The following is a 16,003-nucleotide window of genomic DNA, read 5'->3' as shown; positions in this document are numbered from 1 at the left end:
AATTTCACGATTTCGACGCACTTTTCTATTATGCCACAATGCTGTAATTCTCACCCCAAGAGCGATCATGCCCACCAGCAAACAATCCTAACTAGAGCGCAGAAGTCACTTGTTACTTAACCTTAAATAAAATTAATACTTCGCTAGTCATATTTTTACGAACTGGAATGCTTGCCTTTTTTTGAAAAAACACCAAACCAAAATGCCAATTCGAAGATGACACCCATAATCATAAAAACAAATAATCCCGTCGAATTACCATAAGAATAACAAGCAAGAGCAGCTAAAATTAAAATGGCTAAAATAATCCATTTAGTGACACGATTCATAATTTATATCCTTATATGATGACCTCAAATCCATGACTAAACACCTAACAACTTAAAAAGAGGAGTTTTATCGTTTATTACTCGCCATAAACCCCCTCTTTTAACTTTTTATCAATAAACACTATATCGTAATACATTAAACTTCAAAGTAAATTTACATTAGTGCTTTAAATACATTGCATGAAAGCGAAAAATTGGCATAAATAGTTAAAAAACTAGAGTAGCGTTAGCCTTTATCAACACAGCAGGTGTTTATAAAGTGATACAGCCCATAAATGCGATGTTGTTGCAGTTATAGGCTGTATTTGATTTGATTTGCTTAAGTATTCATATTAAATAGCTAATATCTAACCTTTATATGAAAATTTTCACACTTTACTGACATTGAATATCAGCGTGCTGTGCTAACTGTGGTTCGAAATGTAAGTCGCTAATAGCAAGACTAACGTCAGCTGACGAACGAAGTTCGAACGGTACCGCTATTTTGTCAAACTCAATACCTTGGTTAGCAAAGCAGCTTAAGTTAATAGACAGCGTGTTCCATTGCCCTTTCTCGCTTGCTTTAAGTTGCGGCGCAATATCGTAATGAGCGCTACAACTACCTGCCTCAGCCCCAATAGTTTCACAGTTCATTGAAATAAATACAGGGGCTGAAATATCACTTTCTCTTTTTATTGAAAGAACCATCGCTGCGTTATTTTCTAACTCAGATGAAAGATCTTCTCTAAAGCCATTGCTATTAATAAAGCGTATGCCTGCATTTACACTGCCATCAAGCACTATACGAAAAGCATCTTCTTGGACATTTTTATCAACAGTACGATAAGTGATGCCCGATAATGTTTTACTATTAGAATCAATAACGGCTTGATCTTGTTCAGACACTAAAAGCATTTGCCATGGGGCAACCACTTTGCCAGCAAATATATAATTTGCTTTTACGCTGTTTTTATCGGGAATGAATGTTTCGTTTAATGTAGCAGACAATACGTTTTTATCACTCTTATCAGCATAACTCAGCCCAAAGCCATAAGGTAATAGTGGCTGGTAATTGGTATCAAAACGATTCACTATTTGGGTTGGTGAATTAGGCCAAGAGAAAGACAACTTCCCTTTAAAGTCATGCTGAATATTATTGTTACTATCAGTTAAGAGTAGATCAGCAACAGCTTTACCTTCAGAGCCCGGTAACCAAGCAGCAACAAAAGCGTTACTAGCATTAATTTCGGCATTTACCCACATTGGTCGGCCACTAATAAATACTGAAACCACGGGGATGCCTTGGGCTTTCAAGCGTTTTAATAAGGAAAGATCTGTTTTTTTACCACGTTGATAGGCTAAATTTCCTAAATCGCCATGACCTTCGGCATAGGGCTCTTCACCAAAAACAACAATAGCTACATCAGGTTTATGGGTATAATCACCTTGTTCATCTAGCTCGATTTTGCCGCCAGCCCCTTCAACTTGTTGCTTTAGACCATCATAAATAGAACTTCCACCGGGGAAATCAGTGTTTTTATTACCGGTGCCTTGCCAAGTTATTGTCCAACCTCCTGATTGTTTACCTATATTATTAGCCGCATCACCCGCTACTAAAATATTCATTTTAGGTGATAACGGTAATAAGTTGTCGTTATTTTTAAGTAGCACGAGCGATTCACGCACTGCTTGTTGAGCTACTTTACGATGTGATTCGCTACCAATAAGCTCCGTTTTTCCTGATAATTTACGTTTAGCCGGACTTGGTTTATCAAATAACCCTGCTCTAAATTTAACACGTAGTATACGAGAAACGGCATCATCAATGCGTGACATTGGAATAACGCCAGATTCTACTTGTGCAATGGTATTTTCCATTAAAGGTTTCCACGCATCGGTAGGCACCATATAAATATCTAAACCTGCATTTATCGCTTGTGGGCAGTCACTGTTGGTACAGCCTTTTATTTGCCCATGACCATTCCAGTCACCCACAACAAAGCCGTCAAAACCCATTTTATTTTTTAACACTTCAGTTAATAAATAATGACTACCATGGCTTTTTTTACCATGCCAGCTATTAAAAGACGCCATCACCGACTGAGCGCCAGCACCTAAACCGCCATAATAACCTTGAGCATGAATATCATGTAACTCTTGCTCTGTTGAAATATTATCACCTTGGTCGTCGCCATTAACGGTGCCACCATCACCAAGAAAATGTTTTACTGTGCTGATCACGCGATCATCACCTAAAAAATCACTATCTGCGTGACCTTGTAAACCTTTCACAATAGCCGAAGCATAAGACTTAACTATTTCTGGATCTTCAGAATAGCCTTCATAGGTTCTTCCCCAGCGATCATCTCTTACCGTTGCAACTGTCGGAGCAAAAACCCAATCAATCCCTGTAACCATAACTTCTGTTGCTGTTATTTGAGCAATTTTTTCAATTAATTCAGGGTTATTGGCTGCGCCTAAGCCAATGTTATGAGGAAACAACGTTGCACCAATAACATTATTATGACCATGTACAGCATCCGTTCCCCACATGGTTGGAATTGAAGAACCATCGAGTGAGTCGTCAATAGAAGCTTGATACATTTGCTCGGCTAACGCGATCCAATCTTGAGGCGTTGAATGTTTATTATTATTGGGAAAAGCGCCACCACCATTTAAGTAAGAGCCAAAGCCATATTTACGCATATCGTCGAAACTAATATCGCGAATTTCAGGCTGGATCATTTGCGCAACTTTTTGCGCTAAAGTCATGGTAGCTAATAAGTCTGAGACTTTTTGCTCTATAACAGGATCTTTAGCAACAGCTGAATTAACCTTGCCCCAGATTTCATGGTTGTTTTTAGCTTTTGACGACTGTATTTGTGCCGAATTTGCACTATGTTTATCAGTAATATGACTATCATTACTGCACGCACTTATGCCACTAAGCGTAATAGCAAAGGCACTGGCAGTAAAAAAGAATTTTTTGGAACATTTCACAGTTAATTACCTTTATTACAATTAGTTAGATTTAAGTGAAGGTGATGAATTAAGTACAGGTTTACAGCCTTTTAAGCCGTAATAACCAATATAGAGATAACAAACAATGGGTAAAATAAATGAAAGCTGCACTCCAATTGAGTCAGCCAATACGCCTTGAATTAATGGCACAATCGCACCACCAACAATCGCTAAGCATAAAACACCTGAGCCATGGCTTGTTGCATCGCCTAAGTTATTAATAGCCAAGCTAAAAATGGTAGGAAACATAATAGAGTTAAATAATCCAACGCCAAGTATTGACCACATAGCTAATGCCCCATCAAACATAACGGCAATAACAATTAACAGCATGGCAATACAGGCATTAAAGCCTAATACTTTACCTGCTGATACTTTTTGCATAACTAATGCGCCAATAAATCGTCCAACCATAGCCCCGCCCCAATAATAGGCAATAAACTTAGCGGCTTCTGATTCACTTAGTCCTGCAATGTTTGGATCATTAAGAAAATTAATTAAAAAACTACCAATAGCAACCTCAGCACCGACATAAAGAAAAATACCGATTGCACCTAATTTTAAATGACGATATTGCCAGGATTTTTTAGGGGTAGTTTGACTATCATCACTTTTTCCTAAGTCTGGTAATTTCAAAAAAGAAAAAATAACCGCTAAAACTAATAAGGTAAATGCGATTAAAAAGTAAGGCATTTGAACGGCAGAAGCCCCTATTACTTCAGCTTGTGCACTCGTACCTTCAACCCCACTATCCATTCCACTAAAGATAAGCCAAGCACCAAAAAATGGCGCAACGGTTGTGCCTAAAGAGTTGAAAGCTTGAGTCATAGTTAACCGTGAAGAGGCCGTTTTACTTGGTCCCAATACACTTACGTATGGGTTAGCCGACACTTGTAAAAGTGTAATGCCTGAGGCCAATACAAATAAAGCAAACAAAAACAACGCATAAATGTGCAGTTGCGCCGCGGGATAAAAGAGCAAGCAACCAATACTTGAAATAGTAAGACCAGCGACAATACCTTTTTTATAACCAATTTTACCGACTAACGCTCCCGCAGGTAGCGACACAATAAAATATGCGCCAAAAAAGCAAAACTGTATAAGCATGGCTTGTGTGTATGACAAGTCAAACGTGCCTTTTAAATACGGAATTAAAATATCGTTAAGGCACGTGATAAAACCCCACATAAAAAATAACGACGTTAAAGACACTAACGCAAATCTATTACCACTTGCTAATTGAGTTGATTGCGCATTATGTTGTGGTTCATTAATTATCGACATTGAAGCCATAATCAAAAATCCTTTAATTAAAAAATTGTTGGGTGAAATTTAGATAATATTTAAAACAAAAACGCAGTGTTTAATTCCTTGTAAACACCGCGCTTACGTGTTTTTATTTAAAGCTAAATCTTGCACCTATGGCATAACGTGGACCGTACTGGCGAGCAAATAAAAACTGCTCTTCATAACGACCGTAACCTTGTTCAGTCTCGTTATTAAGATTGAGACCTTCAAAGAACACCGTAAGGTTTTCAGTTAGGTTATAGTTAATACTCATATCCCATTGACCAAATGTTTTAGCAAATTGAGGAGGGTTATCTGAAGAACCTTCATTTTGTCCCACACCAATAAGGTATTCGTCTCGCCATGCGTAGGTGACTTTTACTGACAGCGCTTCTTTTTCATAAAAAGCTTGGAAGTTTGCTGAGTCACTTAGTCCTGCAAGTGGTGTTTGTTGGCTTAAACTATTCACGTCAAATTCAACATCACCGTCAACAAAAGTAGCATTTACACCTACACCAAAACCTGTTTCACCAAATAAATGTTGTAAGGCCAGTTCAAAACCATCTACTGATTTAGTTTCTGGGCTGTTAAAGGGGCGGCTAATATCCCATGTCATTAATGGATCACCCGATACAGGTTCGATATAACCTTGCGCATTTAACGTAGCGCCATTGGCTTGCATTTGAGCAAATATTGCATCGTTAGTGGCTTGCTCGCCATTAGCAATTAAATCACTTTCTGCTTGTTTCCAACGTGGCCCAAGATAAATATCATAAAAACCATCTATCTCTAAAGACGCGATTTCATTACCAATAAAGTTTTCAACATCTTTTTTAAAGTAACCAATAGCCGCATAACTCCCATCGGCATAATAATATTCAAGGCTTAAATCAAGATTGGTTGACTCAAATGGCAATAAGTTGGTATTGCCTTCGCTTCCATTTCGTGAGCCAATTTTAGGGCTTCCGGATAAACTTCTGCCACCTGCTAATGCACCGAGTGGCGCTCTTGCAATAGTTTTACCCCACGAAAAACGCCCAACAAGTTCATCAGTAATATCGACTTTGATATCGAGCATAGGTAAGAAAACATCGTGCTTACCTGTTAAGGTTAAAAAGGTATCTTCTCCATCTATATATTGGGTATGCCATTCACTACCACCTTTCCACCAAACACTTGTTGGAATAGGTTGTAATACTTGACTTGTTACATCAGTCTCTTCATAGCGCACACCAAAGTTGAGTTGTACGGGATAATCAGCAACTTCAAACTCCCAGCTTGATTGTACGTAAATACTGGTGGTTTCTTCTGTAACTGAACCGGCAGAATAAGTACCCATATCATGATAGGCTGTTGTCGCAAAATAATCATCACCACCTAATACTTCATTCGTTAGAAAAGCTTCAGATCGAGCAACCACTTCGTCAAAATCAAAAGTGTAGTAATAATTAGGGTTTAAATTACTACCACCACTTTCAAAAGCATCAAGAAAATTACTGGTATCATTATAAGTAAACATACCGTCTGGTAACATTTCAGGCCAAGCTGGATTAAATAAAAATCCGCCAATTAAACCACTCCATGCATTAGAACCACCCATCGTTTGTTCTGTGCGAGCGATTCCAAATTTGACATCAACTAATGGTATATCAAAGGTATTATCCCAAGAACCGTGAAGTTGAAGTTGTTCAATTTCAGATTTCCCTGGTGAATGAATAAATTGGCTAAAATGCGTATCTATTTCACCTGGAGCTAACACGCTCGTACCGTTTTTCCAGAAAATTTCGGCTTGCGGAATATCTCCTTCCCGATAGTCATACACTTTAGTCTCAAGTTGATCAGAGCCTAATACCAAAGAACCATGACTGCCTAAGCCTTCATCAATACCATTATCAGTTTCACTACTTGAGTCATGATAATCGAGTGATAAAAATAATGTATCTGTCGCTTGCCACTCGATATTAAAACCTAATGATTTTTCTTCAACTTCAGTGGTTGATCTAGAGGCAGTGAAAGAACCGTCATTGCCGCTAATATCAGCATAAATTACGGTGCCATTTGCATCAATTTCATAGGCATTAATGTTACCACCATAGTCATTCCACATTCCCCACCCAATAGAGTTCATTCCGGTAATGGCACGAGTACCTGTGTAATCTAACGAAAAGGTCAAATCGTCGATTGGCGCATATTGTAAAACCACATGGCCGTTAGTTCGTTCTCGTTGAATATTCTCGATACCGTAATTCATATCTCGTGGGAAGAAGTGATTACCTATGCGCTCCCCCTCTTCATCTAATAAACGAGGATCTACCACTTTATCAGCGTCTAAATTAGTGGGTAATGCAACATTTGCTTGCCAGCCTTGAATGCTCGCTTGTTGTTTTTGAAAGTCTCTGCGGTGATGGTTAAACGACACTGCAAAACCTAAAGTGTCATCATTAAATGTATTTGAATACAATGCTGATAATTCAGGCGTTACATCGTCACCTTCAACGTTTGATGAATCGTGAATAGCTTTAGCTGAAAGCGAGTAGCGCTCACCTGGGCTATCCCAAGGTTTTAAGGTGACTATATTGACTGTAGCCCCTAAACCACCACTTGGATTTTTAGCGCGTGCAGTTTTATATACCTCTAATGAAGACACACCGTCTGATGATAAATTCTCTAGACTATAAGATCGCGTATTCCCTGTACCTGGCATTTGACGACCATTTAAGGTGATTAAGTTAAAGTCTGGTCCAAAACCACGTACGGTTATCTGACTGCCTTCTCCATTTGAACGACTAACAGATACCCCGGTAATACGTTGCAATGATTCAGCAAGGTTAGTATCTGGAAACTTCCCCATATCTTCAGCTGAGATAACATCAACTACACCCGACTCATGTCTCTTTAAATCCATTGAACGAATTAAACCACCACGAATACCACTGACTTCTATTATTTCTATTTCGGTATTATTAGCTTGAGTCGTTTCTTCCGCCATTACTGTATTGTTTACACTAGCGGCAATAATTGCTGAAATATAAACAGTTAAACGTTTTTTAGTAAAATTAATATGTTTCATGTTTACCTACTTACTTAAAATTAGTATCGATTGAGTCGCTTAACGCCACTCTGTTGTTAATGACAAGTGATTACGGCGTTTTTATAACTACGTTATCTATGCGGTATACCGCACCATCACCCGATCCCCATGCAGGGAAAAACATGAGTACATCGATTTGACTAATATCTAAGCCAGCGTCAAATAACGCTTGTAATGAATATGTATAGGTTTGCCATTGACCGGTTACAGGGGCAACACCTTCTTGACTGTCTGTTAAGTTAAGCTCTACTGCGCCCGTTGCATCACCTGATTCTATTTTAAATAACCAAGGTGCACTCGCATCATTGGGTGCTGTAACAACTTTCATTTCAAATTGCACAATGCCGCCAGAAAGTAAGTTACTTGCGTCTAAATAAACATCGTCGTCAGCAAGAATACCCATGACAGTTGGTGTGCTACCAATAACAAATTCAGCCGTTAAACCATGCTCGGTATCATCATTTTCAATCGTTGGAGTGCTTCCCCCACAACAATCCCAAATGCTCCATTGTTCTTTAGGTTGATCATCAAACAGTACATGACCAGCGAAACTATCAACGGCTAAAGGATCATAAATTTTAACATTATCAATACGATAAATAGCACCATCGCCAGCTCCCCATGCTGGGAAAATCATTAAGACATCAATAGCACTGGCGTCTAGACCAGCATTCGCTAAATCAGATAGTTTAAAGGTATAGGTTTGCCATTGGCCTTCAGTAGGAGCAAGTCCTTCTACACTTTCTGAAATATCAAGTTCAACTGCTGTTGCCGCATTATCAGCCTCAACTTTAAATATCCAAGGCGCGGAAGCATCATTAGGAAGAGCCACTACTTTCATTTCAAATTGAATAACACCATTCGCTAAAATGCCTGTAGCATCAAATGGTGAGGTTTTAGCTTCTGGGTCAGTAATAAATTCTTCCCTTGTAGTAAAACCCATTACGGTAGGTGTTGCGCCAATCATAAATTCGGTAACTGCGCCATGTGATTCATCATCAATTTCTGTGGTTGGGAAAGTGCCACCACAACAATCCCATGCAGGCCAGCTCGTGTTTTCTTCGTCTTCAAAAATAACTAATTTAGGTGAAACTGCACTATCATCGCCAATCATTAAATTATTCACACGGTACACTGCACCGTCACCAGCCCCCCATGCAGGGAAGATCATAACAACATCGATTGCACTTAAATCTAAGCCAGCATCAGCTAATGCTTGTAAAGAAAAAGTATAGGTTTGCCATTGTCCTGCAACAGGAACTACACCTTCTACATTATCAAGTAATGAAACTTCAGCAGCCGTACTACCGCCACTACTTTCTACTTTAAAAAGCCATGCCGCACTGGCATCATTAGGCATTGATACTATTTTCATATCAAAGGTAATAGTACCGTTTTCGATCATAGGTGAAGCATCAAAAGGTGTTGCTTTGCCATCAGGATCTTCAATAAATTCATCACGAGTAACAAAGCCATTTACCGTCGGAGCAGCTCCCACAATAAATTCAACTACATCGCCCTGCTCGGCATCTTCAACAATCGCCGGCACAGAGCCACCACAACAATCCCATGCAGGCCAGTTTGCATTAAAGTTACCCGCGAAAATTGTTAAGTTTTGCGCAATACCTGTAGAAGGAGGAGATGGGATAGGTGCTGCACCTTCAACTAGCGCATCATCAAGACTGTCGTAACCACCACGAACAGTTTCACAGCCCTTGCCCGTATCTGGATTTAAGTTACATTGATAAACACGTACATAATCTATTTCGAAAGTTTGACCATTAGCAAAGGCTTCAGCGTCGATGCCTAAATTGTTAACGTTTTCAGGCCAGTTTCCACCTACCGCTAAGTTTAATATCATAAAAAACTCTTGGTCAAACGGTGCGTTATCCCAGTATGTCGTTAATTCACCAGTAACGTTATCAAAGTTTTCGGTAAACCAGCCGCGATGCGCTAAGCCTACAGCCTGATCTTTACTATTTTTTCTAACCACTGATTTACGTTGTGTGGCATAAAGGTAGTCGTCTACATACCAGCGAATTTCACCCTCTTGCCATTCAACGGCATACGTGTGAAAACCTTCAGAAGGGTTTACGCCATCAGGAAAACTATAAGCTTTTCCTGTATGGGCATTGTTTGGCCATTCTTTACCGTAATGCAAGGTACCATGGACATTGTTTTCGATATTACCTTCGTCATCAACAACACCAATATTAACGGCTTCCATAATGTCGATTTCACCTGACTTAGGCCAGCCACCATAAATGCTGTCTGTTGGCATCATCCAAAATGCTGGCCAACTTCCTTGTCCACTAGGTAATTTAGCACTGATTTCAAAACGACCGTACTTAAAGTCACCTTTATGACGGCTGACGATACGTGCAGAAGTGTAAGGTAATTCAGCACCTTCTTCTGCAGGTAAAGCTTTAATGATAAGTTTTCCGTCGCTAAGAAATGAATTTTCGCTACTTTCTGTATAACATTGCTTTTCGGCATTACCGCCGCCTTGACAGTTAACTTCATGCGTCCATTTTTGGCTATCTATTGAACTAGCATCAAATTCGTCATACCAAACCATTTCCCAATTACTGACTGGTTTTTCTGGCTCGAAATTACTTGGGTCTGTTTTAGTTTCAACACTTCCACCACACCCAATTAAGGATGTAGTTGAAACTAAAACACACAATTGTGTGATTTTTTTTGCAACTTTAATCATAATGTTTTCCAAATACCCGATTTTTACTTTTTGCCCGTTATTTAATGCTGTTGTATTTTTTATCTATTGCATTATTTAACTGACTCGATAGTAAAACAGCTTACTTATTATATTTTTTAAAACGGTTTAAGCTGTCCCCCACACTAAATTGGTGAATTTAGTGCAACAATATATTGTGTGAATTAAAAAAGTGTTACAATTGAAATGCGGTGTCTTGCGCTATTGTTGCGGCATCATTAATTTTTTATGAATTAATGCGATAACACGAAACAATATCCAGACGAATGGTGTACCGACAAACTAAATGCTTTTGGATTCGATTAAAGCTTGAATGGCTGAACTGTAATTTCGACTAACTTTTAACTGCACATTGTCACCCAAATCTAAAATACTTTCGCTATTGCGCATCGAGCGAATACTTTTAATGCAGTTTATGTTGACCAATGTTGATTTATGAATACGTTTAAATACTTGTTCGTCTAACTGGCTTTCTAGCTTTTTCATGGTAATACGTACAACATGGGTTTCTTCATTCGTATGCACACACATATAGTCACCCGCCGCATCAATCCAACGAATATCTTTTACCGGTAAAAATACTTTTTCATTATCATTATTTTTTATCACGAGTTCTTGGCAACCCGTTTTAGGTAATGGCCGATCGCTTTCCAACCAGTTTTCTAATTCCGATACCGAAATACCTGAGGTTTCCCCCAGCGCTTTTAATAACTTAAATTTTTCTGTATCAATACTTTGCGTATTTCGTCTTTCTATTATGCGCTCGACGGTTTTTTGTAATCGGCCTAAATTCGCTGGTTTTAATACATAATCAATGGCATTGAGCTCAAACGCGTCTAATGCATATTCACCATAAGCACTCACAAAGACAATCATTGGCATTACATCTGCCTGAAGCGACTGAACCACCTCAATTCCATTTAAACCAGGCAATCGTAGATCTAAAAATAAAATATCAGGACTATATTCATGGCAAAGTTGAATCGCTTGGTCGCCATCACTAGCCTCAGCAATTACCTTTATCTCTGGAATTTTTTCAAGTCGTAACTTTAATCCCTCAAGTGCAAGAGGTTCATCATCTACAATTATGGCAGTTAATGGTTTTGTCATTTACGTTCTCATCGATCAAAAGGGATTGATATAGTGACTATTGTGCCTTGCTCCGCATTTTCACAAATATCTATCTGGTAGTCTCCATTAAACATAGCATTTAAACGTGCTTTGGTATTACTTATTCCAATACCGAAACCATCACTTATCGTGGCTTTTACTTTATAGCCATCATCATGAACATTAATTAATAATCTCTCGTTTTCTATTTGTGCTGAAATAGTAATAATACCCGAAGTTTTCTTAGGTTCTATTGCAAATTTAATCGCATTTTCTACCAGTGGTTGTAAAAACATACTAGGCACTTGTGCCATTAACGCGCGCTCACAAATGTTCATGTTTATATTTAAGCGCTCACCAAAACGTACTTTTTCAATAGATAAATAAAGTTCTAATAATTCAATTTCTTTTTGTAATGTAGTTTTACTTTTAGCATTTTGATCAAGCGAATAACGGAAAAACTCACATAACTTATCAAGCATTTCATTAGCGCGATCGTTTTCATGCTTATAAATCAAGGTGGAAATAGCATTCATCGTGTTAAACATAAAATGTGGATTTAATTGATAACGTAGCATTTGTAGTTGTGCATCTTTCGCGGCGGTTTGCGCTCTTAATAACATTTCATGTTCTTTTTGCAGCTTAGTGTTATACAACATAATGAAAAAAATTGAAGTCCAAGCAAACATAGTGGTGAGTGAAAAAAGTAACCAACCACCAAACTCCAACATATTCCATGCTTCATTCCACTGCTGATGATAAACAATTATCTTGTATAAGCTTAGCTTAATAATATTATAAGCAACCCCCAATAAAGCGGCGGCACTGAAACTTAGAAACAATAATTTATTGAGTGGTAGATGTACAATTCTACGAATTAACTGCCATTGAAGATAAGACAATACAAAGCCACTAAACGTTTCCGCAAAAAGATTAAGCATTTGGCCTGAGAAATTAAAGTTAGGATCTTCAAATTGAGGGCGAATTATCGCAATAAAAACCACAATGGCATAACCAAGCCAACCAGTGAATTGTAAAGTCCAAAATTGGTGGCTTTGTTTTGAAAATGCTTGTGGCTCAATTTCAAGCGGGCTTTCTGTGCGTGACTGTTGCATTAAATTCATCATATAAAAATTAGCTCTGTTCCACTGATAAGAAGAAACCCTTTATTGAATATATACCTTATAACAACGCAATTAAATTTTTAATTGTTTTAAGACTTAGGGCGTGTGGCCTTTAAAAATAAATGTATATCACCAGTAACTAAAAATATTAATTTTGAGTTGAAGCGTGCTTATTCTGAGACAACAGATTTTATTTAACCTGTAATAATTAAACTGGAAAGGATAGGTTGTATTTAACAAATTCATATCAAGGTTTTTATATTTTCACTAAATATAGTCTTAACGATTTACATGCATTACACCATTTTATTTATAGATAACCACTTTTGCCCTACCCGTAATACTAAAGGCACTATACTCACCAACCCCCCTCTTTGTGCGAAATGGTAATGTTTTCTGTATAGTAAAATAATTTCAAACAAAAGCTTCACCAAAAAATGCAATGTAAAATATATATTTTGTTTTCATGATATTTCCTTCCCCAAATTAATCGATATAATAAGTTTCCTGAATAATATTAATTCGGTGATAATTAATCTTTACTTTTTTGAACTTACTTTTTAACTTATCAATAATTTTTTCTTGTTTTCTACATGGCGGACAAGGTCCTATATTTTCATCCATATTTACAAAGAACAATGTAAAATCATAGTGGTCAAAATCTTTTTCATCACCGTTTATTAATTTAAGTAGATCTTCCGTTTGATCGCTATAACCATTGATATGTTTTTTATTATTAAATGCTATTTTTATAGCTGGAAAATATCGACTACTGTAATGAATTAGTTGGCCTTCTTTATTATATAAAAACAGTTGTGGCGCAGAATTATGAATGTGAGTTTTAATTATATCTCTATGAGTAATATCAATGTTTTTAGCCTGGGAAACACTTGTGAAACAACACAAACTAAATAAAAAAGTTAATCGTTTAATCAGCATATATTTTCCTTAAGATAAATAACGCCAAGCTTGGCGTACTTTTCTATGAACGTTTAAATAAAATACCGTGATCAAAGTTGAAACAAAAAGCATCAATAATACAATCATTACCGCATAATCGAATAAAGCAACTTGAACTAAATGTGCACTCAATAAATCACTAAAATAATAAAAGCCTGCTAAAAAAGTTAACAATGTAGGCAATAGCATAAAAACAAATATCACTAGCTCATTGATTATTAAACTTGTTGTTTTTGCTCCAGCACAAAAGCGAACGGCATATTCTCTGGCATTTTTTTCACACAATTGCGAAATAGTCACTAAAAAAAAGATCATCGACGACATCAAAATAATGACAGCACTCAGTAATGCAACCGTCATTAAAACTACCCGAGGTTTATTTTCTTTTTCAATTAATGCCGATAATGAAGTAACTTTTATATTGGTAAACTGTGTATTAATCGACGACATTATTTGGGTGATAATGCTTGTTATTTGTTTTAAAGATAAAGAAGTTTCAATTATTATGCTTTCAAGACCTGTTAATACTATTATTGGTTGATAAACAATAGGTTCTGCAGGTGAATCGGGCCCTTGAGTCAGCTCATTTGCAACAACCCCTACAATTTTAGACGCTACCTTTTGATTACCTGGAGAATAAACTTTATTTAATTTAGCTCCTGCGAGTGATTCACCAGCAAAATAGCTATCCCATAATTTTTGGTTAACAACTACCTCAAAAGGGCTACGCCAAGAAAGCGTTTGTCCTTGATTAATTGGAATGTTTAATGCTTTAAAATAATGAGGGGAAATAATGTTAACTTTAGTGTTACTATCTTCCCCTACACCCACCTTTTTATTCGTTGGCGTAAGCCATTGTTCATAACTTACTCGCCCAGACAATGGGGGCGCTGTTGTTAATGCAACATTTAAAAATTCAGGCACATTATTCAACTCGCTCATCAATATTTTTGCAGATTGGTCTGCCATGAACTTTTTAGAAGACGTTATTGGGAAGTCAAAGCTAGCAACAAACCGATTATTTGCGCTAAACCCTAAGTCTGTTTTATAAAGTGCTATTTGACTTTTAACTAATAATACCGCGACATAAAGCACGATTAAGGTTAACGACAACAAGCATGAAAGCAAAAAATAACTTTGCATTTTTACGCTTAAGCTAGCGCTTTCCCCCCGCCCTACGTGTGTTTTAATAAACTTCTCTTGCAAAAAAAAGATCAACGCTGTCAAAAACAAAAAGCCACCTAAAAAACACCAAATAATTGACAATACAAACTCGCTTTGCCAGCTTACTTTTACTCCTTGCATTTGCGGCAGCAAAATAATCATAAAATCTTTGACTAAAGGCAGAATAATACCGCAAATAAAAACCACGGCGACCAAGGTGTAGATAACATCAATCAAACGCTGCAACAGCAATTGTTTACTACTAGCACCACAATAAGAACGTACTAGAAATTCTTGCTGCTTTTTATTATTTTCTCCTGAAATAAAGGCAATAAACGCAATAAAACTAAATATCAACAAAATAGAGAAAAGTAGACTAAGCAACGAGACCCGTTTACTTACGGTTACGTATTCATTTGAGTTAACACCAATGGCTTTATTTAATATCAGAGAGCTTTCATCTAATATTAAAATTTCATCTTTAAGGTATTGCGTCATGCTCTTTTCTAGTCTTTCAATATTTTTTATCGGCCCAATTAAATAACTAGTTGTATCTGGCGATATTGATGACTGTGACTGGTTTAAAATAGGCGCTAACTGGCTATAAGGCATAACTAGTTGAGTACTGCGATTTTTTCTAAAAGAAGAGAAAGCTTTAGGCATCACCGCAACAATAGTAACAGCTTGCCCATTAATAATTATTTTTGTATTGAGTGCTTCAACACGAGATGAAAAGTTGTTAATAAAATAAGTGTGTGATATTGCAGCAACTAGTTCCGCTCCCGCCACAGGAAACTCTAGTTGACTAAATGACCCAAAAGCTGGCTTTAAGCCAAGTAAACTATAACCTCCCGAAAAGAAGCTAATATTCTGCGTTTTTGTGTCACCATGTAGGTCTGTACTTAACGATATTGTGCGTTCATAACTCACCGTTAACTCTGGCCATTTATCAACGATAGCGTCAGACAAATAATCTTCTAAAGCTTGCCCTTTATGCTCATCATATAACATGGCATTTACTATTGGACTTTTATTATTCAACCCTAAAAATGACGCCGATAAATAACTTTGCTGAATTAGCTTAAAGTGAATCAGTAAAGCGATAGGAAATGCTAATAAGACTAAAATCAATAAAAAACGGTAACTTTTACAGGTTTGCTTAAACCAACTTACACTTAAATCAATAACTAACTTCATATCCATT

Annotated in this window: 9 protein-coding genes; all 9 read right to left on the bottom strand. The window is 37.2% G+C overall.

From position 1 onward, the window contains the following. Window positions 1-155: 155 nt before the first annotated feature. Window positions 156-329 (bottom strand): hypothetical protein, encoded by a 174-nt coding sequence (locus tag IE155_RS00095; RefSeq protein WP_189376062.1) that lies wholly within the window; start codon window positions 327-329, stop codon window positions 156-158. Window positions 330-704: 375 nt separating this feature from the next. After that, window positions 705-3,308, bottom strand: coding sequence for a glycoside hydrolase family 3 protein (locus IE155_RS00090; protein ID WP_189376061.1), 2,604 nt, complete (start codon window positions 3,306-3,308; stop codon window positions 705-707). 21 nt (window positions 3,309-3,329) lie between these two features. Continuing rightward, window positions 3,330-4,613: a sugar MFS transporter gene (locus IE155_RS00085; RefSeq protein ID WP_189376426.1), complete on the bottom strand. Its 1,284-nt coding sequence runs from the start codon at window positions 4,611-4,613 to the stop codon at window positions 3,330-3,332. A 112-nt stretch (window positions 4,614-4,725) separates the two neighbouring features. Beyond that, a complete protein-coding gene (locus IE155_RS00080; protein WP_189376060.1) occupies window positions 4,726-7,686 on the bottom strand; it encodes a TonB-dependent receptor in 2,961 nt (986 codons plus the stop codon). Between the two features lie 70 nt (window positions 7,687-7,756). Further along, window positions 7,757-10,423, bottom strand: coding sequence for a glycoside hydrolase family 16 protein (locus IE155_RS00075; RefSeq protein WP_189376059.1), 2,667 nt, complete (start codon window positions 10,421-10,423; stop codon window positions 7,757-7,759). Between the two features lie 300 nt (window positions 10,424-10,723). Beyond that, window positions 10,724-11,551, bottom strand: coding sequence for a LytR/AlgR family response regulator transcription factor (locus IE155_RS00070; RefSeq protein WP_189376058.1), 828 nt, complete (start codon window positions 11,549-11,551; stop codon window positions 10,724-10,726). Window positions 11,552-11,559: 8 nt separating this feature from the next. Next, on the bottom strand, window positions 11,560-12,678 hold the full coding sequence (locus IE155_RS00065; RefSeq protein ID WP_229816905.1) for a sensor histidine kinase: 1,119 nt from the start codon (window positions 12,676-12,678) through the stop codon (window positions 11,560-11,562). A gap of 483 nt (window positions 12,679-13,161) precedes the next feature. Then, window positions 13,162-13,614, bottom strand: coding sequence for a hypothetical protein (locus IE155_RS00060; RefSeq protein WP_189376057.1), 453 nt, complete (start codon window positions 13,612-13,614; stop codon window positions 13,162-13,164). Window positions 13,615-13,623: 9 nt separating this feature from the next. Continuing rightward, on the bottom strand, window positions 13,624-16,002 hold the full coding sequence (locus tag IE155_RS00055) for an ADOP family protein (protein ID WP_189376056.1): 2,379 nt from the start codon (window positions 16,000-16,002) through the stop codon (window positions 13,624-13,626). Window position 16,003: the final 1 nt, after the last annotated feature.

This window comes from Thalassotalea profundi (assembly GCF_014653195.1).
Taxonomy (GTDB): domain Bacteria; phylum Pseudomonadota; class Gammaproteobacteria; order Enterobacterales; family Alteromonadaceae; genus Thalassotalea_B; species Thalassotalea_B profundi.
The sequence above is the reverse complement of the archived record's forward strand: the minus strand, read 5'-3'. Positions and strand labels throughout refer to the sequence as shown.

Coding starts and splice junctions, on each gene's coding strand:
- IE155_RS00095 (WP_189376062.1), bottom strand. CDS start 329: ATGAATCGTGTCACTAAATGGATTATTTTAGCCATTTTAATTTTAGCT.
- IE155_RS00085 (WP_189376426.1), bottom strand. CDS start 4,613: ATGTCGATAATTAATGAACCACAACATAATGCGCAATCAACTCAATTA.
- IE155_RS00080 (WP_189376060.1), bottom strand. CDS start 7,686: ATGAAACATATTAATTTTACTAAAAAACGTTTAACTGTTTATATTTCA.
- IE155_RS00075 (WP_189376059.1), bottom strand. CDS start 10,423: ATGATTAAAGTTGCAAAAAAAATCACACAATTGTGTGTTTTAGTTTCA.
- IE155_RS00070 (WP_189376058.1), bottom strand. CDS start 11,551: ATGACAAAACCATTAACTGCCATAATTGTAGATGATGAACCTCTTGCA.
- IE155_RS00065 (WP_229816905.1), bottom strand. CDS start 12,678: ATGATGAATTTAATGCAACAGTCACGCACAGAAAGCCCGCTTGAAATT.
- IE155_RS00060 (WP_189376057.1), bottom strand. CDS start 13,614: ATGCTGATTAAACGATTAACTTTTTTATTTAGTTTGTGTTGTTTCACA.
- IE155_RS00055 (WP_189376056.1), bottom strand. CDS start 16,002: ATGGATATGAAGTTAGTTATTGATTTAAGTGTAAGTTGGTTTAAGCAA.